The organism is Mesorhizobium sp. M1142 (assembly GCF_040318565.1).
Classification (GTDB): domain Bacteria; phylum Pseudomonadota; class Alphaproteobacteria; order Rhizobiales; family Rhizobiaceae; genus Mesorhizobium.
In genome coordinates this window covers 205137-227343 of record NZ_JAMYMK010000003.1, presented here as the reverse complement: position 1 = coordinate 227343, position 22207 = coordinate 205137, and the positions used below count along the sequence as shown (strand labels likewise).

Sequence of the window (22207 nt, the reverse complement as noted above, 5' to 3'; positions counted from 1 at the left end):
CGGCGTGCCCGAGCTTTTGGAATTACCCGCAGTAACTACCCACGGCGAAACAGCGCCTCTGCCGCCGACTTGGTCGAGCCCTTGGTCTTGAGCTCGGCTTCCAGCCGGGCGATCTCGTCGCGCAGGATGCCGATCCGTTCGGACAATTCATCGACAGAAAGCAGCGACAGATCCTGCCCGATCTCGTGCGGGCGCGCTTTCTTCTTGGGTTCGTCGTCGAAGATCGCCATCGTCGCTCCTCCGTGATTGCCCATTTGCCTGATTTGCCAATGAGCATACATAGGGCAAGGGTATGGATGCAAATGGCGGGCAAGAGCTGGCACGAGAAACCGGCGGAGCACGACGGGAAAATTCATGGCGAACGCACAGAAAATTCCGGCGAAGATGATGGCGATCGCCATATCGGAACCGGGCGGGCCGCGGGTGCTGAAAGCGGAAACCCGCGACGTACCGGTTCCCGGTCCCGGCGAGATCCTGATCCGGGTGCGGGCCGCCGGCGTCAACCGGCCGGACGTGCAACAGCGCAAGGGCGCCTATCCGCCACCGCCGGGAGCGTCGGATCTGCCGGGCCTGGAAGCAGCAGGCGAAGTCGCTGCCCTTGGTGATGAGATATCGCGCTGGCGCGTCGGCGATCGGGTCTGTGCGCTGACGGCGGGCGGCGGCTATGCCGAATATGTCAGAGTGCACGCCGGCAGCGTGCTGCCGCTGCCCGCCGGCTTTACCTACACCGAAGCGGCGGCGTTGCCGGAGAACTACTTCACTGTTTGGCACAATGTCTTCGAGCGCGGCGGCCTGAAGAGCGGCGAGACCCTGCTCGTGCATGGCGGCTCGTCGGGTATCGGCACCACGGCGATCCAGCTTGCTGCCGCTTTCGGCGCCTATGTCGTCACCACCGCCGGCAGCAAGGAGAAATGCGACGCCTGCCTCAAGCTCGGCGCCGACCGGGCGATCAACTACCGCGAGGAGGACTTCGTCGCCGCAGTCAAGGAGGCAACCGGCGGCAAGGGTGCCAATGTCATCCTCGACATGGTCGGCGGCGACTATGTGGCGCGAAACTATGAGGCTGCAGCCATGGAAGGCCGCATCGTCCAGATCGCGACGCAGGGCGGGGCGGTGGCGAGCGCCGATTTCTTCAAGATCATGGCCAAGCGGCTCGTGCACACAGGATCGCTGCTCAGGCCACGCACCGTGGAGTTCAAGGCGGCAGTTGCGGCTGCGCTGGAGGCGCAGGTTTGGCCGCTGCTCGGCACGCGCAAGGTTGCGCCGGTGATGGATACGATCTTCCCGCTCAAGGAAGCGTGGCGGGCGCATGAGCGGATGGAGGAGGGTGAGCACATCGGCAAGATTGTGCTCGATGTCGCCTGATGGCCCGCAAACAGGCTGAACGAAAGCTTAATGGTGCAATGCAACAAACGCATTGCGGCCATGCAAAAGCGTCTGTTCAATTTTTCATCGCCGATGCCTATTTACGCGGCATCAAAACGATGGAGGACTATCATGAACCCGATCCGCGCTTTCCGTAACTGGCGCATGTACAACGAAACCGTGCGCGAACTGAACCGGCTGAATGTTCGTCAGCTCAACGACCTCGGCATCAACCGCGGCGACATCGAGAGAATCGCCCGCAAAGGGCTTTGATCTCGAGCACGATCCCGCCCGAAGACCGGGCGCTGCTTTTCGGCAACGCCGAGCCGCGGTTCGGGATCAAGCTTTAGAAGCCAGAGCCGCAGCAGACGGATTTCCGTCGCCGGTTCCGAGCCCGCCCGACCTTGGTCTGGCGGGCTTTGTCTTTTTGAAGCTTTCGACTGCATGGCGTCATCTGCCGACCCTTCGCGGTCTGCTGGTCGCGCTGCCGTGCCGTCCTTGACGCGCGCCTGCCAAAAACATTGCGAAACGGCGAGCGAGCGGTTATATAGACCGCGATTTTCCCATTTGGTGGCTCTAAACCACCGCCCGCGCGGGAACGCGGGCGAACGAGAAGGATTTTTGTAATGGCCAATACGCTGCTGATGCCAAAGGCGACCGCCGTCTGGCTGGTTGACAACACAGCGCTTTCCTTCGAGCAGATCGCGCAGTTCTGCGGACTGCATCCGCTTGAGGTCAAGGCGATCGCCGACGGCGAGTCGGCGCAAGGCATCAAGGGCATGGACCCGATCATGACCGGCCAGCTCACTCGCGACGAGATCGCGCGCGCCGAGAAGGACGCCAACCACCGGCTGAAGCTCTCCGATCCCAAGGTGCGGGTGCCGGAATCCAAACGCAAGGGTCCGCGCTACACGCCGCTGTCGAAGCGCCAGGACCGGCCCAACGCCATCCTCTGGCTGGTGCGCAACCATCCCGAGCTCAAGGATGCGCAGATTGCCCGCCTTGTCGGCACAACGAAGTCGACGATCGACCAGATCCGCGACAGAAAGCACTGGAACTCCGCCAATCTCCAGCCGATGGATCCGGTGACGCTCGGCCTGACGTCGCAGATCGACCTCGATATGGAAATCAACCGCGCCTCGCGCGGCCGCGAGCAGGCGCAGCCGGTCGGCGATACGCTGCTGCCGGCCGCCTTGACCGAACGGCTGGTCCCGGCGCCCGAAAAGCCGAAGGACGAGGACCGCGAACTTGACGCCAACGCCGTCTTCGCCAAGCTTTCGGCGCTGAAGTCGAAGGACAAGGACGCCGACGAAGAGGAATAGGTCTGGCATCCAAAACAAAAAGCCCGCTTTCAAGCGGGCTTTTTTGTGATCTTCCGTGTCAGCTTCGCGCCGCCCGGTCCGGCGCCATGCCGTAATCCTCGCTGCGCTCCACCGCGCGATAGAAATCGGCGAGCTGCTTGCCGCGCTCCGGCTTGAAGGTGCGGCCGGCGATGACCACCGAGGCGATGCGGTCGATGCGGAAGGCGCGGAAATCGCCGCGCATCTCACACCAGGCGACCAAGGTCCACACCTTGCCCCAGAACCACAGGCCGAGCGGGCGGATGTCGCGCGCGGTGCTGCGGCCGGCCTCATCCGAATAGTCGATGGTCAGCACCTGACGTTTCTCGATGGACCGCTCGATCAGGTCGATGGCTTCGCGGGCGGCATCGCTTACCACCCACATCGGCGTGTGGATCTCGGTACGGGCGATGCGGTCCTTTTCGGCGTCGGGCAACACGGCGCCTATCTTGACCAGCGCCTCGTCGGCGGCTCGCGCCATGGCCGCGCCACCAAAGGCGCGCACCATGCGGGCGCCGGCGACCAGCGCGACGATCTCGTCACGCGTGAACATCAGCGGCGGAAGGTCGAAACCCTCCCTCATCATGTAGCCGACACCGGCCTCGCCGTCGATCGGCACGCCGGTCGACTGCAGGTCTGCGATGTCGCGATAGATCGTCCGCTCGGAAACCTCGAGCCACGTGCCCAGCTTCTGGGCGGTGACCAGACGACCACCACGCAGATGCTGCACGATCTGGAAGAGCCTGTCGGCGCGGCGCATCGTATGGTCCCTCGGCGTCTATCGTTCCAGCCCTTCGCGCTTGCGCTGCGCGGCGACGAAGGCCGCGCCGAAGGACAGTTTCTTCGTTGTCGGCGTGCTTGCGTCGACCACCCGCCAGAACGGCGCAACGTCGCCCAGCGCCATACCACGCTCAAGATCCTCGTTGGCGGCCTCGGCGACGGTGCGCAGATGATAGCCGATGGTGACCGGACATGCCATCTCGGCATCGTGCTCGATGGCGAGAGCGGTGCGCAAAGCGCGGATATCCACGTCCATGCCTTCGGGGATGGAGCGGATGAATGCATGGACCTGGCGAGCTGTAGGAACCAGCATCGGCTGGCCTTCGACGACGTCGCCGATGGTGCGTGGCGACGGTCTTATGCCGTTGAGGCCAGGCGTGTTCAGCCTGTCGTTCCAGCTTTTCATCGATCGTCCTCTCGGCCATCCGGCTTCGGCGGCCATCGCACTATGGCACGAGCCTCCTGACACCATACTGTCAGGAGGCTTCAGCATGCCCATTTCAGCTCGTCGCCAGGTCGCATCCAAACGCCACGCAGAAAGCTTGCCTCAATTGCTGCCATTGCGGCGGTCGCCATACATGTCCGGCCAACCAATATCCTTGCGGATGTCCGCCGGCAGGGTGTTCATGAATCGCTGGGTGCGGATCTCATTGCGGATCGTCCGGATCTTGCCGACATAGTGCTGCACGCTACGCAGAATGGTAATGCCGTTCATGGCTGGTCTCCTCTCTTTCGATGCAGGCACTATCGCACACCCCTGCTGACAGCAGTCTGTCAGGAGGGTGCGGCTCTCATGACCGGCGTTCCGATTTATCCATCGAAGTGACAAGGCAGTGCTGAAAAGAGGCCTGCCGCACTGGAAAGACGGCGATCGCGGAGCCGCTTTGACAGCCAGCCGCGATGCTGATCAAAGGCTGCATGTCGAAACTTCTCGCGCTCGTCATCATCGCCATGATGGTCATCCAGCTCATCAAGCCGCTCGGCTGGCCCGGACTGAAGCGGCGCAGCGATTTCTGGAAGCTGGCGCTGCTGGCGATGGCGGCGATTTCGATTACGGCGGTGCTCGGGCACTGGACGTGATGCATGTCGCGCAAACGTGTGCAGCGGTTTTGCGACAACGACATGCATGGAAACAGTACCTGAAGCGCGTCGGATGAGGCCAATCGAACGCGACGCGCTTTAGTGCCGGCGGCCCGCTACGCGACGCCCGGTTCGTTGCCGAGCACCAGGCTGACCAGATGTTCCGCCCAGGCTCGGTAGCCGGCTTCCGAAGCATGAAATCCATCCGACGCAAAGCCGGCCTCGGCATCGGTGATCGGCAGGCGGGGCGCCGGTATGGCGCCGCGCTCGAGGCAAAGGCGCGCGCCCATCCGGTTCATTTCGACGGCACGGATTTCGAGAATCTTGCCGAGCAGCGGCGGCATCGCCGGCGCCCGGGTGAACTCAAGCACCGGCGACCACACGACGCGCGCCTCCGGCCATTTGGCGCGCAGCGCGTAAAGCAGCCCGCCAAACTCGCGCTTGAACCGCGGTACCGAATGAAAATTCTTGGTGTCGTTGGTGCCGATGGCCAGCACGATATGCGTCCACGGATCGGCCGATAGATTGGGCAGCACATGATCGCGGATCTGGCCGGAGGTTGCCGAGTTGAAGCCGGCTGACCGCCAGCGCACGATGCGGCCGGTGCGTTGCGCAATCAGAACGGCCAGTTGCGCGGCCAATCCGTTTTCGGAATTGCCGATGCCTACCGAGGCGGCGGAGGAATCGCCAAGCACCAGAACCGAGATTGCTGGCGTCAGGCCAGATATCTCGTGAATGACCGGACCTTGTGCCGGCAGCATGCGGGTGGTGCGGCGACGCACGCCAAGTCCTTGCCAGACATAGACCGGAAAGGCGAACCAGGTGAGAAGGGTCGGAAAGCGCCGCATGGCAAGTCCCTTTTAGGGCATAGCGAACAGCACTTAGCGCATGTTGCATTGGAGGTGAACGACCTTACAGTGACACCCTTGTCGCCTCAATGGCAGCAGTCATGTGTCCCGGATTGATCTTCGTACTCGTCATGCAGCCGCACCCAGTCGACGAGGCTATGATGCGGGCCGGTTTCGTTGCGACCCTTCGGCGTCAGGTCGAGATAATGATAGGCGCCGATCAGCGGATCGCCGCCTCGGGAGCGCAAGACGAAGGTCAGGAAGATGTCGCCCTTCTCGTCGCGATAGAACACGCTGGCGCCGGGAAGGTCTTTCGAGTTTCGCGCGCGCCGCTCGAAATTGTAGGTCGTATCGCCGACCGCGATCTGCTTGTCCGTGAATGACACCTGCATATCGAAGTTGAAGTCCGAGGCGTAGGACGACACCCAGTCGAATTTCCAGCCCATACGCTGCTTGTAGGGCAGCAATTCGGCCAATGGCGCCCGCGCTACCACGACAAGTGAGACATCGTGGTGCCTGAGATGCTGGTTGGCGCCGTCGATATGATCGGCAAGGAATGAGCAGCCCTCGCAGCGATAATCGGCGCCCGGCCCGAACATGAAATGGTAGACGATCAGCTGGCTGTTGCCGCCAAACAGGTCGGGCAGTTTCTTTGGCCCTTGCTCGGTTTCGAAGACGTAGTCCTTGCGGATCTTCAACCACGGCAGTTCGCGGCGTTCGGCGGCGACACGATCGCGAAAGCGGGTCAATTCCTTTTCGCGCGCCAGATGCGCCTTGTGCGCCTGAAACCAGTCTTCCTGCGAAACGGTCTTGTTGTTTGGCATAGGTCTGCTCCTCTTTTCACGGAGGACGTTCGGCAGCGAGGAATACCGACACCGGGCTGCATTTCAGTTGCAAGAAATTGCACCCCTTGCTGCTTTCAAACAAAAACCCGGGCACGTGGCCCGGGTCGGGAGAAACGCAAGATGTCTTCGGTCAGGCGGCTTGCTCAAGCTTCGGCTGCCATTGTCCAAGCGCTGCCAGATGATTCATGTGGGCGCGATGGGCGAAGGCGGCCTGCGCGGCGGCGACGTTCGCTGCCTTGCCGCCCCAGGCCTTCTGCGGAGCGGCCTGCAAGGCGCGGCCATAGGAGAAGGTCAGCTTCCACGGATGCGGGCCGATGGCGTTGATGGCATTGAGGTTGGCGGTCGCCTCCTCGTCCGATTGTCCGCCCGAAAGGAAGGCGATGCCTCCAATCGCCGCCGGCACCGTCTCGCGGAACAGTTTTATGGTCCTTTCGGCAACTTCCTCGGGGCTGCTGACCTTGCCCGATTTCTTGCCGGCGAGGACCATGTTCGGTTTCAGGATGGTGCCTTCGAGCGCGACGCGGGCCGCATAGAGCTCGGCGTACAACTTTGTCAGTGTCGCCTTGCTGATCTCGTAGCACGTGTCGATGTCGTGGGCGCCGTCCATCAGCACCTCCGGCTCGACGATCGGCACGATGCCGGCTTCCTGGCAAAGCGCGGCGTAACGGGCGAGCGCATGGGCGTTCGAGGCGATCGAGGTGGCGGAAGGCACGCCCTTGGAAACATCGATGTCGATCACCGCGCGCCATTTGGCAAAGCGGGCGCCGAGCTTGTAATAGTCGGCGAGGCGTTCGCGCAGGCCGTCCAGGCCTTCGGTGATGGTATCGCCGGGAAAGCCGGCCAGAGGCTTGGCGCCGGCGTCGACCTTGATGCCGGGGATGGCGCCTGTTGCCTTGATGATGTCGACCAGCGGCGTGCCGTCGGCGGCCTTCTGGTGGATGGTCTCGTCATAGAGGATGACGCCGGAAATGTATTTGGTCATTGCCTCGCTGGCGCGGAACATCATCTCGCGATAGTCGCGCCGGCTGTCGGCGGTCGACTCGACGCCGATGACGTCGAAGCGTTTCTTGATGGTGCCGGAGCTTTCGTCGGCCGCCAGCAAGCCTTTGCCATCGGCCACCATCGCGGCGGCAATGTCCTCGAGACGTTCGCTCATCGTGCTTCTCCTGAAAGAATTGATCCGCGCCCAGCAGACCACCAGAGCCACGCAGGTTCAAGTCGAACCATTTCGTCAAACAAGCGCGAATCGATTGAAAGTCGCGGGGGCACTCCTTCGCGCTGCTCTTGCGGTCGCGCTCAGCGCTTCAAGACGTCGACGCCGGGCAAGGGCTTGCCTTCCATCCATTCGAGGAAAGCGCCGCCGGCCGTCGATACATAAGTAAAATCATCGCTGACGCCGGCATGATTGAGCGCTGCCACCGTGTCGCCGCCGCCAGCGACCGAGACCAGTCTGCCGGCCTTGGTGCGCGCTGCCGCGTGCCTGGCCGTCGCCACCGTTGCGTGGTCGAATGGCTCGATTTCGAAGGCGCCGAGCGGCCCGTTCCAGACCAGCGTCGCGGCGCGGTCGATCCATTCGGCAATGGTCTTCACGGTTTTCGCGCCGACATCGAGGATCATGCCATCGGCCGGCACGTCTGCTATGGCGACGGTCTCGCTGGCAGCACCGGCCTTGAACTCCCTGGCGACGACGCCGTCGGCGGGCAGGATGATGGCGCAGCCGGCCTCGGCCGCCTCGATCATGATCTGCTTGGCGGTGGTCGCGAGATCATGCTCGCACAACGATTTCCCGACGTCGGTGCCGCGCGCCGCTAGAAACGTATTGGCCATGCCGCCGCCGATGACCAGCGCGTCGACCTTCTTCACAAGGTTCATCAACAGGTCGATCTTGGTCGAGACTTTGGCGCCGCCGACGATGGCGACAACCGGACGGACTGGATTGCCAAGCCCCTTTTCCAGCGCATCGAGTTCGGCCTGCATGGTGCGCCCAGCGAAGGCCGGCAGCACATGCGCCAGCCCTTCTGTCGACGAATGGGCACGGTGCGCAGCGGAGAAGGCGTCGTTGACGAAGATGTCGCCATTAGCGGCGAGCTTTTCGGTGAAGGCCGGGTCGTTCTTCTCCTCGCCCTTGTGGAAGCGGGTGTTCTCGAGCAGCAGCACGTCGCCGCCGTTCATGGTAGCAACGGCATTTGCGGCCTTGTCGCCGATGCAGTCGGCGGCAAAGCCGACGGGGCGGCCGAGCACGTCCGCCGTCGCCCTGGCGATCGGTTCGAGTGAGAATTCGGGCGCCGGTCCATCCTTGGGCCGGCCGAAATGGGCAAGCAGGATGACCTTGGCTCCCTTGCCGGACAGCTCGGCGATGGTCGGCGCAATGCGCTCGATGCGGGTGGCGTCGGTAACCTTGCCCTCGGTGACGGGAACGTTGAGGTCGACACGCACCAGCACACGCTTGCCGCTGATATTGCCGATGTCGTCCAGTGTCTTGAAGCCGGCCATGCTGATCCCTTTCGCGAAAAATCGCGGGGACCTTACCCCGCATCGACAACGATGCAAGACCTGGCTAACGGTTCACCGAAAATATGATTTCACGTGTCGAGGACGAAGTGCCCACGGGGAGCAAGATGGCAGCAATGGCGCGAAACGCACCGACATATGGCTTACCGATTGCGCACCACGATGCATGCGCCGCCCACGCTGTGCAGTTTCTGGCAAATATCGTCGGCCTTGGCTTTAGTGTCGGCGCCGATCCGCACCGCATAGATGCCGCGTCTGCCGATCGGTGTGCGCACCCGGCTGACCACCGGATCGCGACCGCTGAGCAAGGCTGGAAACCGGCGCTTCACGTTGCTCCACTGATTGAGCGCCGCGGCGCGACGGAAATTGCCGGCCACCTGCACGCCCCACGGCTTGATGTTGATCGACGACATCGGCACGGTTCTGGACATGATCACCGGCAGCTCGCGGCAAGCGGCAGCGAAACTCGCCTTCTTGTCGAGCGGCCGGATGACGCCGGCATACGCGGCATCGGTGAACTTGTCGGCCGGCTCGCCCATAACGTCCAGGACGTAGCTTTCGGTCTCCATCGGGAGGAATCCGCCGGAATTCAGCCAGCGCGTCACCCGGCTCTCGCCAGCATTGTAGGCTGCGGCGGCGAGGCCCAGATTGCCAAAGCCGGTCTTCATTTCGGCGAGATATTTTGCCGAGGCCGGGATAGCCTGCTCGATATCGAACGAATTGGCGAGCCCGCGCATCTTGGCGGTGCCCGGCATGAATTGGGCGATACCCTCCGCGCCGACGGGGCTGACCGCGTTGGGATCGAAACGACTCTCCTTCCAGATCAGCCGGGCAAAGAAATCCCGGGGCAGGCCGTTCTGGTCGGCATGCGTCTCGATAAGATCGCAAACTCGATCGATCAGCTTCTGCTTGGCGGGCCGCGGCGGATCGGCCTGGACGGCCGCCGCCCAGCCCAGCCCGGAAATGACAACCAGCGTCGCCCCAAGCAAACGCCGCATCGAACTACTCCGCCGCGGCTTTGCCGTGTTGCCCAAACCGCCGTTCGATGTAGTCGGAAACCATTTTCTCGAAATCCGCGGCGATCGACGGGCCGCGCAGGGTCGCCGCCTTCTTGCCGTCGACGAACACCGGGGCGGTCGGCGTCTCACCGGTGCCGGGCAGCGAAATGCCGATATCGGCGTGCTTGGATTCGCCCGGACCGTTGACGATGCAACCCATCACCGCGACCTTGAGGTTCTCGACGCCGGGATATTGTTCGCGCCACACGGGCATGTTCTTGCGCAGGTCGGCCTGGATGTTCTGGGCAAGCTCCTGGAACACGGTCGAGGTTGTGCGCCCGCAGCCCGGGCAGGCGGCGACGATCGGCACGAACTGCCGGAAGCCCATGGTCTGCAACAGCTCTTGCGACACCTGCACCTCGCGCGTGCGGTCGCCGTTTGGCTCCGGCGTCAGCGAGATGCGGATGGTGTCGCCAATGCCCTGCTGAAGCAGGATGCCCATGGCCGCGGACGAGGCGACGATGCCTTTCGAGCCCATGCCCGCCTCCGTCAGGCCGAGGTGCAGCGCATGGTCGGAACGGGTGGCAAGCTCGGTGTAGACGGCGATCAGATCCTGCACGCCGCTGACCTTGGCCGACAGGATGATTTTCTCGCGGGCAAGGCCGATCTCTTCAGCCATTTCGGCCGACAGGATTGCCGACTGCACGATTGCCTCGCGCGTCACTTCCTGGGCGGTCAGCGGAAAGCCCTGGGCCTGGTTGTCGTCCATCAGCCGGGTCAGCAGGTCCTGGTCGAGCGAACCCCAATTGACGCCGATGCGCACCGGTTTGTCGTATCGGATCGCCATCTCGACGATCGCGGCGAACTGCCGGTCTCTCTTGTCCTTGAAGCCGACATTGCCGGGATTGATGCGGTATTTGGCCAGTGCCTGGGCGCAGGCCGGGTGGTCGGCCAGGAGCTTGTGGCCGATATAATGGAAATCGCCGACCAGCGGCACGTCGATGCCGAGTCGTTCCAGCCGCTCGCGGATGGCCGGCACGGCGGCAGCGCTTTCGTCGCGATCGACGGTTATGCGCACGATCTCGGAGCCGGCGCGATGCAGCGCCGCCACCTGTGCGACCGTCTGATCGACATCGGCCGTGTCGGTGTTGGTCATTGACTGGACGACGACCGGCGCGCCGCCGCCGACAATCACGCCGCCGACATCGACACCGATCGACCTGCGGCGTGGGAAGGGTGAGGAAAAATATCCGGTCATGCCGGCTGCCTTTAATCTTGAAGGTCCGGGCATGAGGTGGAGGAGCAAAGATGGCTTGTCAATGGCGACTGGCGCGCAGGCCTAGCAAATCGGAAATGACAAGACGGCAGCTTGCCGCAAATCCACAGGCATTTCCGGCAGCATAGCGGTATGCCACCGGAAAGGGACGCGCGCCGGGCGGCGCGCGCTTCTAGTCCTGGAAGGGCTTCAGTGCGTCGTCGGTTTCGCCTTCAGTTTTTCAATCTCGTCCTTGAGCGCCAGCTTGCGCCGCTTGAGATTCACGATTTCGAGGTCGTCTACCGATGGATGGGCCATCGCATCGTCGATTTCCCGTTCGATGTCGCCGTGTTTCCGCTGCAGCTCATCAAGATGGGATGCAAGAGACATGATTGGTTCTCCCTTTCATGGTTTCCTCGATTGCAGCCGCCAAGGCACGTCCACCGCAGGCTCGCTTCTGTGACGGCATAATGACAGTGTGCCACCATCGAGCACCGATGTCGAATGCTGCGTGGTAGCATTCCACGACAATGTGAAATGTGGTATGGGCTGCGCGCCGGTGCAAGAAGGCCCCGGTCCCGCCCAATCAGGCCCAGTGTTTGGGCGCCGCAGACGTGCAGACGGTAAAAATGTCCGATCAGGAACAGGCTGATATCCGCCTCGAATATTCCCGGCTGAAGCAGGAACACGCCGATTTCGATGCGGCCATCAATGCGATGATCGCCATGAATTGCGACCCGCTGCAGATCCAGCGCATGAAGAAAAAGAAGCTTTTCCTGAAGGACAGGCTGATGGCGCTGGAAGACAAGATCATTCCAGACATTATTGCTTGAACGAACGCCGGCGCCGGCCTGCTGGAAAAGCGCTATGCCGCGATCGAAAGCCGTGCGGCGCGCTCGCGCAACAACGCTATCAGATCGTCGGTCTTTTCGGTCGAGGTATCGATCGGAACCAGCAGGCACATCGTCGCCTCGACCCTGCCCGGCGCTGAAAAAACCGGCGCGGCCAGGCATTTCGTATAGGCATCGACAAGGCCGGAGGTGACGCAGTAGCCGGCCGACTTGGCGACGGCGATGTCAGCTATGAAATCGTCGAGCCGCAACCTGCGGCCGTCCGGCAGCACGAGATCGTCTTCCGAGACCATATCCTCGATCGCCGCCCTGTCGAACCCGGCGAGGAGCAGCCGCCCGGAAGCTGTCCAGGGAAGCGGTATTTGCAGACCCGTCGCCGAACTGATCCTGAATGGCCTCGTTCCCGGGCTTGAATGGACGATGGTGTAGCGGCCGCTTTGCAGCATGCACAGCTCCGAGGTCTCGCCGGTCTCGCGCGACAGATGGTCGACTTCCTGGCGCCCTCGCCTGAGCAGGTCGTTGCCCCGCACATAGTCCATTCCGTAGAGATAAAGCTTCTTTCCGAAATAGACCCGATTGCCGTCTCCGGCCATCTCAAGCAGGCCTGCGTCGACCAGCGAGCGCACCAGCGTATAAGTCGTCGAACGCGGCGCGTTCACTCCTTTGGCAAGGTCGCCAACGCCGATCGCGCGCTGGGTCGTGTGGAGAAACTCCAAAATCTGGAGAACCCGGTTGAGACCCTTCTCCCGAGAGCCCGAGGTCTTGTCTTCGTCCAGTCCGGCGTCCGGTCGAGCGGCCAATGCATTGCCATCTTGCATTATCGATCCCTGATGTTAATCTGTCTTGTACAGAGTACAGGCGTCTCTTGTAAGAGACAATTACATCAGTTGCAACCGATGCCTGTATCGCTGGTCCAAAGGGGAACACAACACGAAAGGAGGTCGCCGTGAACGACACATCCAAAAGACGTGAATTTCTGAAACTGGGAATGGCCGGGCTTGCAACGGCCGGAGTGATGAGCGCCGCTACCGCGGTCGACGTTCAGAAAGCGGCGGCCCAGGCAGCGCCGGACAGCCTGCTGCGCACCGTCCTCGAGCGCGGCAAGGTGATCGTCGGCACCGGCAGCACCAATGCGCCCTGGCATTTCGAGAACGACGCCGGCGAACTGGTGGGCATGGACATCACCATGGGTCGCATTCTCGCCAAGGGGCTCTTCGACGACCCGACCAAAGTCGAATTCGTCATGCAGGATCCGGCTCAGCGCATTCCGAACGTGACCACCAACAAGGTCGACATCACCATCCAGTTCATGACCATGACCGCCCAGCGCTCGCAGCTGATCCACTTCTCCAGGCCCTACTACGTCGAAGGCATCGCCTTGCTGACCCTTCCGAACGCCGAAAACAAGACCTTCGACAAGCTGCTTGCCGCCGGTTCGGCGACCCGGATTTCCATCCTGCAAAACGTTGATGCCGAGGCAAATGTGCATATCGTGCTGCCGGAGTCGCAGGTGATGCAGATAGACACGCAGGCCAACGTGCTGCAGGCCCTGGAATCCAAGCGCGTCGACGCTGCCGCGGTTGATCTGTCAACGGTCCGCTGGCTCGCCTCGCGCAATCCGGACAAATACTTCGATGCCGGCAAGAGCTGGTTCTCGATGCTTTATGGCGCCGCACTGCGGCAGGGCGACCTCGACTGGCTGACCTTCGTCAACCAGACCTTCACCATCGCCATGTTCGGCCATGAAACGGCACTCTACGACGCTGCGTTCAAGGATTATTTCGGACAGGAGCCGCCGGCCCGCCATCCCGGTTTCCCGGTCATCTGATGCAAGCAGGCGGAAGGACAAACGTCCTTCCGCCCCCCTCTCATCACAGCCCTCTATGACGGGGATGCATGGGTTATACCCTCAACTTCAACCTGATCTGGCGGCATTTCGACAAGCTCTGGGGCGGACTGCTGTTAAGCCTCGAACTGGCCGTCATCTCGATCGCGATCGGCATCGTCATCGGGCTCGTTCTGGCGGTCTGGTACGTATCGGCCGGACGTGCGGTGCGGACCATCATCGCGGCCTATGTCGAGTTCATCCGCAACGTGCCGCTGATCCTGCTCGTCTATCTGGTCTTCTACGGCCTGCCGACGGTGATCGACATTGCCTACAGTGCGCAAACCTCATTTATTGCCACGCTATCGCTCTACAGCGGCGCCTACCTGGTCGAGGTGTTTCGCTCGGGGCTCGAGGCGGTGCCGCGCGGACAGCTCGACGCCGGCAAGGCAATCGGCCTGACGCCATGGCAAAGGCTGCTCCACGTGCGCCTGCCGACGATGCTGCGCATAACCCTGCCGGCGCTTTCCAACACATTCATATCGCTCTTCAAGGACACGTCCGTGGCATCGGTCATCTCGGTACCCGAGCTCACCTACGGCGCCCAGTGGATCAACTTCAACACGTTCCGCATTGTCGAGGTCTATCTGGTGGTGACGGCGATGTACCTGTTGACCGGCTATGCACTGCTTTTCGCCTTGCGGCTGGTCGAGCGCCGGTTCAAGGCGGCGCGCTGAGATGCTGAGCCAGATCATCTACGCCTTGCCGTTCCTCGCCCAGGGCTTTGCGGTAACCTTGTGGGTGTCGCTGCTGGTCGTGGTGTTATCGCTCATCGCCGGCGTGCTGATGGGCGTCGGCCTTGTCTACGGTCCGGCTCCGCTGCGCTGGGCGGTGCGCATCTTCAGCGACACCATACGCGGCATTCCGATCCTGGTGCTGATCTTCTTCGTCTATTACGGCCTGCCCGCGGTGGGGCTGCATCTCGAATCCTTTTGGGCGGCCGTACTCGCCCTCACCCTCTTCAAGACCGCACAAGTGGTCGAATATCTGAGGGGCGCCGTCGGCTCGATTCCCAAGGGTCAGTCCGAGGCGGCGATGGCGATCGGACTGACCTTTCGTCAGCGGCTGGCCTACGTCATTTTTCCGCAGGCGTTCAGGCGGTTCCTGCCACCCTGGATCAATGGCGTGACCGACGCGGTGAAGGGCAGCGCGCTGGTCTCGCTGCTCGGCATCACCGACCTGATGCAGGCAATCAACCAGGTCATCGGCCGCACCTATGAGGCGATGCCGCTCTACATTCTCGGTGCGCTCGTCTACTTCGCCGTCAACTACGCCCTCTCCTTGGCCAGCCGGCGGCTGGAGCAGCGTTTCTCCTTCATCCGGGAATAGCAAGATGTCCAATGCCTCGCACCAGAATCCGGCACTTCTCGATGTCTCCGAGGTTTCCAAAGCCTTTGGATCCGTCGAGGTCCTGCGCTCGGTCAGTCTCAAGGTGACACGCGGCGAGGTGGTGACTGTCATCGGCCCTTCCGGCAGCGGCAAGACCACGCTGCTGCGCTGCGTCAACTTCCTGGAGAGCTACGACAGCGGCTCGATCCGTATCGATGGCAAGGAGGTCGGCTATCGCGAGACGGGAACACGCCAGCGACGCAGCGAGCGCGACCTGGCGGCGATGCGAGCCGAGACCGGAATGGTGTTCCAGAGCTTCAATCTGTTTCCGCATTTGACTGCCGCCGGCAACATCATGCTTGGCCTGCGCAAGGTGCGCGGCAAGAGCAATGCCGAGGCCCGCACCATTGCCGAGCACTGGCTCGGCCGGGTCGGCCTCGCCCATAAGGCCGACAGCCTGCCGGCCGAGCTGTCCGGCGGCCAGCAGCAGCGCGTCGGCATCGCCCGCGCGGTGGCGATGGAGCCGAAGATACTGCTTCTCGACGAGATAACTTCGGCGCTCGACCCCGAACTGGTTGGCGAGGTGCTCGAGGTCGTTCGCAGCCTCGCCGAAGACGGCATGACGATGCTGATGGTCACGCATGAGATGGCTTTTGCACGCGATGCATCGAGCCGCATCGTTTTCATGGCGGACGGCGGCGTCAGCGCCGTCGGACCACCCGCCGAGATTCTGGCGGCGGGCTTCGACAATGAACGCCTTCGCAGCTTCCTGGCGCGATTTCGCGCCTCGCATTTTTGACATCGGACGGCGAAAGCTGTCGCAAGGAGCTTTTATGACGCCTTACATCCGGCTCGCGGAATTGGGCCTGACACTGCCCGAGCCGCCGAAGCCCATCGCCAACTTCGTCACCTATGCCGAGAGCGGACGGCTGATCTTCCTCTCCGGCCAGGGGCCGTTGCGCGCCGACGGCGCGCTCTGCACCGGCAAGGTCGGCGACGACGTCAGCGTTGAAGAGGCCTATGGGCATGCGCGTCTGACCGGCCTGAACCTGCTCGCCGTCATGCATGCGGCGGCCGGCGACCTCGGCCGCGTCGTGCGCGTCGTCAAGCTGCTTGGCTTTGTCAATGCGACGCCGACATTCAGCGAGCACCCCAAGGTGGTGAATGGCTGTTCCGATCTTTTCGCCGCCGTCTTTGATAAGATCGGCGGACATGCCCGCTCGGCAATCGGTGTCGGCTCGCTGCCGGGCAACATCACAGTTGAAATCGAGGCGGTCGTCGAGATCGCCTGAAATCGTTCGAAACAGGATCTGCAGAGATGACGACCTATGCCGCTGACCGTTCCAACACGACAATACGCGAACGGCTTGGCCTTCGCCCGATCATCAACGTTTCCGGTACGATGACGGCGCTCGGCGCTTCGATCATCGTGCCAGAAGCGATTGCCGCAATGTCGGAAATCGCCTCGCAATGGGTCGAGATGGACGATCTGCAACGCGCCGCAAGTACTGTGATTGCACGCCTCACCGGCGGCGAGGCCGGCTTCATCACCGCGTGCTGCGCCAGCGGCATAACCATGGCGATTGCCGGCGCGATGACCGGAACCAGCCTTCTTGCGATCGAGCGGCTGCCGGACGACACTGAGGGCCTCAAGTCGGAGGTCATCGTCCAGCTCGGTCACATCGTCAATTATGGCGCGCCGATCGACCAGTCGATCCGGTTGGCCGGGGCGAAGACAATACCCGCCGGCACGGTCAGCGTGACGCAGGATTATCATGTGCGCGACGCGATCCGCGACCGCACCGCAGCCGGCCTCTACGTAGTTGCGCACCACACGGTGCAATACGGCATGCTTTCGCTCGAGGAGTTCTGCGAGATCTGCCACGCCAAGGGCGTGCCGGTGATCGTCGACGCCGCCTCCGAATACGACCTGCGCGGCTTTCTCGCACGCGGCGCCGACATCGTCGTCTATAGCGGGCACAAGTTCCTCAGCGGACCGACAAGCGGCATCGTGACGGGGCGCACGGATCTGGTGCGGGCCGCCTATCTCCAGAATCGTGGCGTTGCGCGGGCGATGAAGGTGGGCAAGGAAAGCATTGCCGGTACCATGGCGGCCCTGGAAGCCTGGGAGCGGCGCGACCATGCCGGCATCCGTCAGCGGGAGGAAGCCGCCCTGCATCTGTGGAAAGACGCATTGCAAGGACTGCCTGGTATCGCCGCGCATATCATTCCCGATCCGACCGCCAATCCGCTCGACCGCCTGCAGGTGTTTGTTACGCCTGAAAGCAGGTTCACCGCCGCCGGCCTTGCCTCGGCGCTGGCGGCGGGCTCGCCCCCCATCATCGTGCGCAACCACGAGGTCGAGCGCGGTCACTTCTTCCTTGATCCGTGCAACCTGCACCCCGGCGAGGCAGAAATCGTCGCCGAGCAGCTTCGCGCCGTGCTGACCGCGAAGGAGCGTCCTGCGGATGCGATGAAACCCGCTCGCAAGCAGTCCGCCGGGGCCTTGCGCTGGCCGGACTAGATATCGCCAGAACGTGGTCGAGCCAGTGCCTTCCAGCGCCGGCTTGGCATCGGGCCATTGCGCCATCACGGCACTGTGAATGACTTTTTGGTCGTCGGGCGGAATAAACCACCCCGCCCATTGGTCTCCCAAGCAGACGCCATTTCCGGCGTTGCAGGAGACCGGTATGCCCCACCACCACGACAATGAAGCTGACGGCATCAGCCGCCGTCATGCACTGGAATGCATGATCTGGGCCGGCACGGGAGTGCTGTGGACGATTTCGGCCGGCGTGCCGGTTTCGCTGAGCCTGCTCGGCGCGGCGCAAGCCGCAGAGGCCTTGGCCACCGGCTTCACTTTCCTTCAGATCTCCGACAGCCACATCGGCTTCGACAAGGCTGCCAACCCGCACGCCATCGACACGCTGAAGGAGGCCATCGGCAAGATCCAGGCGTTGCCGCAAAAGCCCGCTTTCATGATCCACACCGGCGACATCACCCATTTGTCGAAAGCCGCGCAGTTCGACAACGCTGCCCAGATCATCGGCGGCGCAGGCTTCGACGTACATTATGTGCCCGGTGAGCACGACCTGATCGACGACGGCAATGGCCAGGCCTATCTCGACCGCTACGGCAAGGGCACCAAGGGCGCCGGCTGGTATTCGTTCGATCAGAACGGCGTCCATTTCATCGGGCTGGTCAACGTCGTCAACCTGAAGGCTGGCGGGCTGGGCAATCTCGGCGCCGACCAGTTGGCATGGTTGGCCGATGATCTGAAGGCGGTCACCGCCTCGACGCCAATCGTCGTCTTTGCCCACATCCCGCTATGGGCTGTTTATCCCGAATGGGGCTGGGGCACCGATGACGCGGCGCAGGCCTTGGCCCTGCTCAAGCGCTTCGGCTCCGTCACCATACTCAACGGCCATATCCACCAGATCATGCAGAAGGTCGAAGGCAACGTTACCTTTCATACCGCGCGCTCGACCGCTTTCCCGCAACCGGCGCCGGGCACCGCAGCCTCACCCGGGCCGATGACGGTACCTGCCGGCCAGTTGCGCAGCCTGCTCGGCACGAGCAGCGTGACAGTCAAGCAAGGCGGGCAGGACCTCGCCATCATCGACAGCACGCTGGCCTGAGGGGAAATGCGATGATGCGCTTCCCATCCCGCGTCTTGGTCGTATCCCCTGTCACGCTCGGTTTGGCGGCGATCCTGATAATGGTTGCCATGCCACTGAACGCAGCAGACCAGTCCAATGATCAAGATCGAGAACTTTGCCTTCACACCGGCGGTGCTGACGATAAAGCAGGGCACTACTGTAACCTTCGAGAATGACGACGACATCCCGCATCTGGTGGTCGCCAACGATGCCTCGTTTCGCTCCAAGGCGCTTGACACCGGTGACACATATGCCTTCACCTTCACCAAAGTGGGCGACTATGCCTATTTCTGCGGGCTTCACCCGCACATGCAGGGCAGGATCACCGTCGCTCCGTGAGGATTTTCGGAAGGTTCTGCCCGGGATGCCGGGCGATGCGACGGTGTTGAACCAAGAGGCCGCGACCGAGCGCTTTCGCGAGGTGGTTCTGCCCCATCTCGCGGATGCGCTTGCGCTTGCCCGCTGGCTGACGGGCAACGCCGCCGATGCGGAGGATGTGGTGCAGGAGGCCTGTTTGAAGGCGCATGCGGGCATCGCCGCCTATGCCGGCGGCAATGCGCGCGCCTGGCTGCTGGCGATCGTGCGCAACGCCTCTTACTCCTGGCTGGCGCGCAACCGGCCGCGCAGTATCGTCGCCGTCGGCGGCCTGAGCGACCTCGATGACATGACGGCTGCATATGGCGCCGGCCTGCCCGATACGGATAATCCTGAGGCAAGCCTGATCGCCAAGGCCGACACGGCCGCACTCGAGGCGGCGATCGCCGCGCTGCCGCACCAATTTCGCGAGACTGTGGTGCTGCGCGACGTCAACGGCCTCAGCTATCGCGAGATCGCGACGCTGCTTGGCGTGCCGCTAGGCACGGTGATGTCGCGGCTGGCGAGGGCGCGCGGTCTGCTGATATCCCAACTTGGGAGGGCGCCATGAGCGCGCACAACGATGGACTGCCCGATGACCCGGCGGGCGTGGCGCTGATGATCCATGCCTTGGTCGATGGCGAGCTCGACGCAGCAGCAGCATTGGCTGTCGAGCGACGCATCGCGGCCGACCCGGCGCTCGCCGCCGAGCATGCCCGCATCGTTGCGCTGCAGACGGTCGTCAGCGGGCTGCCGAGGCTCGATGTCCGTGAGGATTTCAAGGCTCGCATCGCTGCAATCGGGACAGCCGGTACGGAGAAAGTGCTGCCGGCGCCGGCGCCCGCCGCTCGAGTGCCGCCGGCACACAGAGCCGTGCACCGATTTGGCGCGTTCGACTGGCGCGCGCTGGCGGCGTCGATCGTCGTTACCGCCGTGCTGGCCAGCGGCGCGACGCAGTGGATGATGCTGAGCAGGGCGCCCGACAGCTTTGCCGCCGCGGTCGCCAGCGGCCATCGCCGCAGCCTGCTGGCAGCCAGCCCCGTGGACGTCGTCTCGTCGGACCGGCACACGGTCAAACCCTGGCTGGATGGCAGGGTCGGCCTGTCGCCGCCGGCACCTGACCTTGCCAGTGACGGCTTCGCGTTGCTCGGCGGCCGGGTCGAGGTGATCGCCGACCAGCCAGTGCCGGCACTGGTCTACAGGCACCGCGAGCACCTGATCACTCTCGTCGCCGCGCCCGAGGAAACCGGCTCGACAGCCGGACCGGTCGATCTTTCTGCTGGTGGCTTCTCGCTGGTCCACTGGAGCGACAGCGCCTTTTCCTACTGGGCGATTTCCGATACCGAACGGCCTGAACTTGACGACTTCGTCAACCGCTTCCGAGCAGCGGCCGCCCGATGACAGACCGCCCAAGTCCATGTGCGTGGCCACGCAGACGGCACAAGCGGCTTTGCCGTTTCCGGCCATCCTTGCGGCTCCCGTCGATTTCCGCTAATGCGCGCCTTTGCCGCCGGGGAGCAGAAGCTTGGACGATCACCGCGCCGACGTCGCCATCATCATGGGCAGCCAGTCCGACTGGGCGACGATGCGCCACGCCGCCGAAACGCTGGAGGCGCTTGGCATTCCGCACAAGCGCCTGATCGTCTCGGCCCACCGCACGCCCGACCGGCTCTATGACTTCGCCAAGGGCGCCAAGGCGGCCGGCTACAAGGTGATCATTGCGGGTGCCGGCGGTGCGGCGCATCTGCCCGGCATGACGGCGGCGATGACGCCGCTGCCGGTGTTCGGCGTGCCGGTGGAATCAAAGACGCTGTCGGGCCAGGATTCGCTGCTTTCCATCGTGCAGATGCCGGCCGGCATTCCGGTCGGCACTTTGGCCATCGGCAAGGCCGGCGCTGCCAACGCTGCCCTTCTCGCCGCCGCGGTGCTGGCGCTGAGCGACGAAAAGCTCGCCGCCCGGTTGGATAGCTGGCGCGCCGCGCAGACCGCCAAGGTGGCCGCCGAGCCCACGGACGCGCCGTGAGCCTGCCGGCGGGATCGAGCATCGGCATCATCGGCGGCGGCCAGCTCGGCCGCATGCTGGCGATGGCCGCGGCCCGCCTCGGCTATCGCATCGTCGTGCTGGAGCCGCAGCCGGATTGCCCGGCGGCACAGGTCGCCAACCGGCAGATCGTCGCCGCCTACGACGACGCGGCCGCGCTTGGCGAACTGGCTGCGGCCAGTGCCGTCGTTACTTATGAATTCGAGAACGTTCCGGTCGCGGCTGCCGCGGCACTTGCCTCCACGGTGCCGGTCTATCCGCCGGCACGCGCACTGGAAGTGGCGCAGGACCGGCTGGCGGAAAAGAAATTCCTCAACGGTATCGGCATACCGACCGCGGATTTCAGTCCCGTCGACAATGACGAGGAACTGACGGCTGCGCTGAAACAGTTCAACGGCAGCGGCATATTGAAGACGCGCCGCATGGGCTATGACGGCAAGGGCCAGCGTGTCTTCCGCAACATGGAAACAGGCGGCTTTGCCGGCACTTGCGAGGCGATGGGCAACGTGCCGTTGATCCTGGAATCCTTCGTCACCTTCGAGCGTGAGATTTCGGTGATCGCCGCGCGCGGCAGCGACGGCTCGCTCGCCGCCTACGATCCAGCGTGGAATGTCCATCGCAACGGTATTCTGCACAGCTCGACGCTGCCGGCCGGAGTAAAATCCGAGACGGCGGCTGCGGCTCAAACGGCGGCGGCAGAGATCCTTGCAGCGCTCGACTATGTCGGCGTCATCGGCGTCGAATTCTTTGTCCTTGCCGACGGTTCGCTGTTGGTCAACGAGATAGCGCCGCGCGTCCACAATTCCGGCCACTGGACGGAGGCCGCCTGCACCATCTCGCAATTCGAGCAGCACATCCGCGCCGTCGCCGGCCTGCCGCTGGGAAATCCCGCCCGGCAGTTCGACTGCGTCATGGAAAACCTGATCGGCGACGATGTCAGGCGCGTTTCTGAGCTGCTCGCCGAGCCCGATCTGATGCTGCACCTCTATGGCAAGGCCGAGGCGCGGCCCGGCCGCAAGATGGGCCATTTTACGCGCGTGAGCCGCCGCAGCTAGAGCATGATGCC

General features: G+C 63.3%; 30 protein-coding genes. 18 read left to right on the top strand and 12 right to left on the bottom strand.

What is annotated here, in order from left to right; genetic code table 11:
• Positions 1 to 35: 35 nt before the first annotated feature.
• Complete coding sequence (locus NKH42_RS07460; RefSeq protein ID WP_023678495.1) at positions 36 to 230, bottom strand: DUF1192 domain-containing protein; 195 nt, start codon at positions 228 to 230, stop codon at positions 36 to 38.
• A 124-nt stretch (positions 231 to 354) separates the two neighbouring features.
• Here NKH42_RS07460 and NKH42_RS07455 point away from each other — a divergent pair, with 124 nt between their 5' ends.
• The 4 genes from NKH42_RS07455 to NKH42_RS07440 all read left to right on the top strand — a co-directional run bounded on the left by NKH42_RS07455 (position 355) and on the right by NKH42_RS07440 (position 2687).
• Complete coding sequence (locus tag NKH42_RS07455) at positions 355 to 1365, top strand: NAD(P)H-quinone oxidoreductase (protein WP_352452476.1); 1011 nt, start codon at positions 355 to 357, stop codon at positions 1363 to 1365.
• Entirely contained in the window at positions 1365 to 1523 is a 159-nt protein-coding gene (locus NKH42_RS07450; protein ID WP_352751192.1) for a hypothetical protein, read from the top strand. Before NKH42_RS07455 ends, NKH42_RS07450 begins: the two co-directional genes overlap by 1 nt.
• Positions 1498 to 1638 (top strand): DUF1127 domain-containing protein, encoded by a 141-nt coding sequence (locus tag NKH42_RS07445; RefSeq protein ID WP_352751194.1) that lies wholly within the window; start codon positions 1498 to 1500, stop codon positions 1636 to 1638. The genes NKH42_RS07450 and NKH42_RS07445 overlap by 26 nt, the downstream gene beginning before the upstream one ends.
• Before the next feature lie 353 nt (positions 1639 to 1991).
• Complete coding sequence (locus NKH42_RS07440; RefSeq protein ID WP_023678492.1) at positions 1992 to 2687, top strand: DUF1013 domain-containing protein; 696 nt, start codon at positions 1992 to 1994, stop codon at positions 2685 to 2687.
• A 58-nt stretch (positions 2688 to 2745) separates the two neighbouring features.
• Here the strand turns inward: NKH42_RS07440 and NKH42_RS07435 are convergent, their stop codons facing one another.
• From NKH42_RS07435 to NKH42_RS07425, 3 genes are all read right to left on the bottom strand, one after another.
• Entirely contained in the window at positions 2746 to 3465 is a 720-nt protein-coding gene (locus tag NKH42_RS07435) for a helix-turn-helix transcriptional regulator (RefSeq protein ID WP_023678491.1), read from the bottom strand.
• Between the two features lie 18 nt (positions 3466 to 3483).
• Positions 3484 to 3891, bottom strand: coding sequence for a hypothetical protein (locus NKH42_RS07430; RefSeq protein WP_352505003.1), 408 nt, complete (start codon positions 3889 to 3891; stop codon positions 3484 to 3486).
• A 141-nt stretch (positions 3892 to 4032) separates the two neighbouring features.
• Positions 4033 to 4200 carry a hypothetical protein gene (locus NKH42_RS07425; RefSeq protein ID WP_352505002.1) on the bottom strand — a complete coding sequence of 56 codons (168 nt, stop codon included), beginning with the start codon at positions 4198 to 4200 and terminating at the stop codon, positions 4033 to 4035.
• A gap of 203 nt (positions 4201 to 4403) precedes the next feature.
• Here NKH42_RS07425 and NKH42_RS07420 point away from each other — a divergent pair, with 203 nt between their 5' ends.
• Entirely contained in the window at positions 4404 to 4565 is a 162-nt protein-coding gene (locus NKH42_RS07420) for a hypothetical protein (RefSeq protein WP_008873884.1), read from the top strand.
• Positions 4566 to 4681: 116 nt separating this feature from the next.
• On the opposite strand, the gene NKH42_RS07415 is transcribed toward NKH42_RS07420, so the two are convergent.
• From NKH42_RS07415 to NKH42_RS07385, 7 genes are all read right to left on the bottom strand, one after another.
• Positions 4682 to 5413, bottom strand: a complete 732-nt coding sequence (locus tag NKH42_RS07415; RefSeq protein WP_352505001.1) for an SGNH/GDSL hydrolase family protein — start codon at positions 5411 to 5413, stop codon at positions 4682 to 4684.
• 86 nt (positions 5414 to 5499) lie between these two features.
• Positions 5500 to 6237 carry a DUF899 domain-containing protein gene (locus NKH42_RS07410; protein WP_352687284.1) on the bottom strand — a complete coding sequence of 246 codons (738 nt, stop codon included), beginning with the start codon at positions 6235 to 6237 and terminating at the stop codon, positions 5500 to 5502.
• 151 nt (positions 6238 to 6388) lie between these two features.
• Entirely contained in the window at positions 6389 to 7414 is a 1026-nt protein-coding gene (locus NKH42_RS07405; RefSeq protein ID WP_352504999.1) for a class I fructose-bisphosphate aldolase, read from the bottom strand.
• 140 nt (positions 7415 to 7554) lie between these two features.
• On the bottom strand, positions 7555 to 8751 hold the full coding sequence (locus NKH42_RS07400; protein ID WP_352504998.1) for a phosphoglycerate kinase: 1197 nt from the start codon (positions 8749 to 8751) through the stop codon (positions 7555 to 7557).
• Between the two features lie 161 nt (positions 8752 to 8912).
• Positions 8913 to 9767, bottom strand: coding sequence for a lytic transglycosylase domain-containing protein (locus tag NKH42_RS07395; RefSeq protein ID WP_352504997.1), 855 nt, complete (start codon positions 9765 to 9767; stop codon positions 8913 to 8915).
• Positions 9768 to 9771: 4 nt separating this feature from the next.
• On the bottom strand, positions 9772 to 11025 hold the full coding sequence (gene ispG / locus NKH42_RS07390; protein WP_352504996.1) for a flavodoxin-dependent (E)-4-hydroxy-3-methylbut-2-enyl-diphosphate synthase: 1254 nt from the start codon (positions 11023 to 11025) through the stop codon (positions 9772 to 9774).
• 207 nt (positions 11026 to 11232) lie between these two features.
• On the bottom strand, positions 11233 to 11412 hold the full coding sequence (locus tag NKH42_RS07385) for a YdcH family protein (RefSeq protein WP_254816530.1): 180 nt from the start codon (positions 11410 to 11412) through the stop codon (positions 11233 to 11235).
• A 239-nt stretch (positions 11413 to 11651) separates the two neighbouring features.
• Between NKH42_RS07385 and NKH42_RS07380 the strand changes: the two genes are divergently transcribed.
• Positions 11652 to 11855: a YdcH family protein gene (locus NKH42_RS07380; protein WP_023678480.1), complete on the top strand. Its 204-nt coding sequence runs from the start codon at positions 11652 to 11654 to the stop codon at positions 11853 to 11855.
• Positions 11856 to 11887: 32 nt separating this feature from the next.
• Here the strand turns inward: NKH42_RS07380 and NKH42_RS07375 are convergent, their stop codons facing one another.
• Entirely contained in the window at positions 11888 to 12691 is an 804-nt protein-coding gene (locus tag NKH42_RS07375; RefSeq protein ID WP_352974019.1) for an IclR family transcriptional regulator, read from the bottom strand.
• Positions 12692 to 12819: 128 nt separating this feature from the next.
• Between NKH42_RS07375 and NKH42_RS07370 the strand changes: the two genes are divergently transcribed.
• The 12 genes from NKH42_RS07370 to NKH42_RS07315 all read left to right on the top strand — a co-directional run bounded on the left by NKH42_RS07370 (position 12820) and on the right by NKH42_RS07315 (position 22196).
• Positions 12820 to 13701, top strand: a complete 882-nt coding sequence (locus tag NKH42_RS07370) for a transporter substrate-binding protein (RefSeq protein WP_254816528.1) — start codon at positions 12820 to 12822, stop codon at positions 13699 to 13701.
• Positions 13702 to 13769: 68 nt separating this feature from the next.
• Positions 13770 to 14435 (top strand): amino acid ABC transporter permease, encoded by a 666-nt coding sequence (locus NKH42_RS07365; RefSeq protein ID WP_352650808.1) that lies wholly within the window; start codon positions 13770 to 13772, stop codon positions 14433 to 14435.
• Position 14436: 1 nt separating this feature from the next.
• On the top strand, positions 14437 to 15087 hold the full coding sequence (locus NKH42_RS07360) for an amino acid ABC transporter permease (protein ID WP_352650810.1): 651 nt from the start codon (positions 14437 to 14439) through the stop codon (positions 15085 to 15087).
• Positions 15088 to 15091: 4 nt separating this feature from the next.
• Positions 15092 to 15886: an amino acid ABC transporter ATP-binding protein gene (locus tag NKH42_RS07355; RefSeq protein ID WP_352489302.1), complete on the top strand. Its 795-nt coding sequence runs from the start codon at positions 15092 to 15094 to the stop codon at positions 15884 to 15886.
• Between the two features lie 34 nt (positions 15887 to 15920).
• The gene (locus tag NKH42_RS07350; protein ID WP_254816524.1) at positions 15921 to 16379 is read left to right on the top strand and encodes a RidA family protein; all 459 of its coding nucleotides are present in this window, start codon (positions 15921 to 15923) and stop codon (positions 16377 to 16379) included.
• A 26-nt stretch (positions 16380 to 16405) separates the two neighbouring features.
• Positions 16406 to 17611 carry an aminotransferase class V-fold PLP-dependent enzyme gene (locus NKH42_RS07345; RefSeq protein WP_352751196.1) on the top strand — a complete coding sequence of 402 codons (1206 nt, stop codon included), beginning with the start codon at positions 16406 to 16408 and terminating at the stop codon, positions 17609 to 17611.
• 166 nt (positions 17612 to 17777) lie between these two features.
• The gene (locus NKH42_RS07340; protein ID WP_352974018.1) at positions 17778 to 18725 is read left to right on the top strand and encodes a metallophosphoesterase family protein; all 948 of its coding nucleotides are present in this window, start codon (positions 17778 to 17780) and stop codon (positions 18723 to 18725) included.
• A 117-nt stretch (positions 18726 to 18842) separates the two neighbouring features.
• Positions 18843 to 19085 carry a cupredoxin domain-containing protein gene (locus tag NKH42_RS07335; RefSeq protein WP_352974016.1) on the top strand — a complete coding sequence of 81 codons (243 nt, stop codon included), beginning with the start codon at positions 18843 to 18845 and terminating at the stop codon, positions 19083 to 19085.
• 25 nt (positions 19086 to 19110) lie between these two features.
• Positions 19111 to 19671 (top strand): sigma-70 family RNA polymerase sigma factor, encoded by a 561-nt coding sequence (locus NKH42_RS07330; protein WP_352687272.1) that lies wholly within the window; start codon positions 19111 to 19113, stop codon positions 19669 to 19671.
• A complete protein-coding gene (locus tag NKH42_RS07325) occupies positions 19668 to 20501 on the top strand; it encodes an anti-sigma factor family protein (protein ID WP_352739619.1) in 834 nt (277 codons plus the stop codon). Before NKH42_RS07330 ends, NKH42_RS07325 begins: the two co-directional genes overlap by 4 nt.
• A gap of 124 nt (positions 20502 to 20625) precedes the next feature.
• The gene (gene purE / locus NKH42_RS07320) at positions 20626 to 21123 is read left to right on the top strand and encodes a 5-(carboxyamino)imidazole ribonucleotide mutase (protein ID WP_023678468.1); all 498 of its coding nucleotides are present in this window, start codon (positions 20626 to 20628) and stop codon (positions 21121 to 21123) included.
• Positions 21120 to 22196, top strand: a complete 1077-nt coding sequence (locus NKH42_RS07315) for a 5-(carboxyamino)imidazole ribonucleotide synthase (RefSeq protein WP_352751198.1) — start codon at positions 21120 to 21122, stop codon at positions 22194 to 22196. The genes purE and NKH42_RS07315 overlap by 4 nt, the downstream gene beginning before the upstream one ends.
• Positions 22197 to 22207 lie beyond the last annotated feature (11 nt).

Excerpts from the sequence above, each read along its gene's own strand:
- NKH42_RS07460 (WP_023678495.1), bottom strand. The coding sequence starts at position 230 with ATGGCGATCTTCGACGACGAACCCAAGAAGAAAGCGCGCCCGCACGAG.
- NKH42_RS07455 (WP_352452476.1), top strand. The coding sequence starts at position 355 with ATGGCGAACGCACAGAAAATTCCGGCGAAGATGATGGCGATCGCCATA.
- NKH42_RS07450 (WP_352751192.1), top strand. The coding sequence starts at position 1,365 with ATGGCCCGCAAACAGGCTGAACGAAAGCTTAATGGTGCAATGCAACAA.
- NKH42_RS07445 (WP_352751194.1), top strand. The coding sequence starts at position 1,498 with ATGAACCCGATCCGCGCTTTCCGTAACTGGCGCATGTACAACGAAACC.
- NKH42_RS07440 (WP_023678492.1), top strand. The coding sequence starts at position 1,992 with ATGGCCAATACGCTGCTGATGCCAAAGGCGACCGCCGTCTGGCTGGTT.
- NKH42_RS07435 (WP_023678491.1), bottom strand. The coding sequence starts at position 3,465 with ATGCGCCGCGCCGACAGGCTCTTCCAGATCGTGCAGCATCTGCGTGGT.
- NKH42_RS07430 (WP_352505003.1), bottom strand. The coding sequence starts at position 3,891 with ATGAAAAGCTGGAACGACAGGCTGAACACGCCTGGCCTCAACGGCATA.
- NKH42_RS07425 (WP_352505002.1), bottom strand. The coding sequence starts at position 4,200 with ATGAACGGCATTACCATTCTGCGTAGCGTGCAGCACTATGTCGGCAAG.
- NKH42_RS07420 (WP_008873884.1), top strand. The coding sequence starts at position 4,404 with ATGTCGAAACTTCTCGCGCTCGTCATCATCGCCATGATGGTCATCCAG.
- NKH42_RS07415 (WP_352505001.1), bottom strand. The coding sequence starts at position 5,413 with ATGCGGCGCTTTCCGACCCTTCTCACCTGGTTCGCCTTTCCGGTCTAT.
- NKH42_RS07410 (WP_352687284.1), bottom strand. The coding sequence starts at position 6,237 with ATGCCAAACAACAAGACCGTTTCGCAGGAAGACTGGTTTCAGGCGCAC.
- NKH42_RS07405 (WP_352504999.1), bottom strand. The coding sequence starts at position 7,414 with ATGAGCGAACGTCTCGAGGACATTGCCGCCGCGATGGTGGCCGATGGC.
- NKH42_RS07400 (WP_352504998.1), bottom strand. The coding sequence starts at position 8,751 with ATGGCCGGCTTCAAGACACTGGACGACATCGGCAATATCAGCGGCAAG.
- NKH42_RS07395 (WP_352504997.1), bottom strand. The coding sequence starts at position 9,767 with ATGCGGCGTTTGCTTGGGGCGACGCTGGTTGTCATTTCCGGGCTGGGC.
- ispG (WP_352504996.1), bottom strand. The coding sequence starts at position 11,025 with ATGACCGGATATTTTTCCTCACCCTTCCCACGCCGCAGGTCGATCGGT.
- NKH42_RS07385 (WP_254816530.1), bottom strand. The coding sequence starts at position 11,412 with ATGTCTCTTGCATCCCATCTTGATGAGCTGCAGCGGAAACACGGCGAC.
- NKH42_RS07380 (WP_023678480.1), top strand. The coding sequence starts at position 11,652 with ATGTCCGATCAGGAACAGGCTGATATCCGCCTCGAATATTCCCGGCTG.
- NKH42_RS07375 (WP_352974019.1), bottom strand. The coding sequence starts at position 12,691 with ATGCAAGATGGCAATGCATTGGCCGCTCGACCGGACGCCGGACTGGAC.
- NKH42_RS07365 (WP_352650808.1), top strand. The coding sequence starts at position 13,770 with ATGGGTTATACCCTCAACTTCAACCTGATCTGGCGGCATTTCGACAAG.
- NKH42_RS07360 (WP_352650810.1), top strand. The coding sequence starts at position 14,437 with ATGCTGAGCCAGATCATCTACGCCTTGCCGTTCCTCGCCCAGGGCTTT.
- NKH42_RS07355 (WP_352489302.1), top strand. The coding sequence starts at position 15,092 with ATGTCCAATGCCTCGCACCAGAATCCGGCACTTCTCGATGTCTCCGAG.
- NKH42_RS07350 (WP_254816524.1), top strand. The coding sequence starts at position 15,921 with ATGACGCCTTACATCCGGCTCGCGGAATTGGGCCTGACACTGCCCGAG.
- NKH42_RS07345 (WP_352751196.1), top strand. The coding sequence starts at position 16,406 with ATGACGACCTATGCCGCTGACCGTTCCAACACGACAATACGCGAACGG.
- NKH42_RS07340 (WP_352974018.1), top strand. The coding sequence starts at position 17,778 with ATGCCCCACCACCACGACAATGAAGCTGACGGCATCAGCCGCCGTCAT.
- NKH42_RS07335 (WP_352974016.1), top strand. The coding sequence starts at position 18,843 with ATGATCAAGATCGAGAACTTTGCCTTCACACCGGCGGTGCTGACGATA.
- NKH42_RS07330 (WP_352687272.1), top strand. The coding sequence starts at position 19,111 with ATGCCGGGCGATGCGACGGTGTTGAACCAAGAGGCCGCGACCGAGCGC.
- NKH42_RS07325 (WP_352739619.1), top strand. The coding sequence starts at position 19,668 with ATGAGCGCGCACAACGATGGACTGCCCGATGACCCGGCGGGCGTGGCG.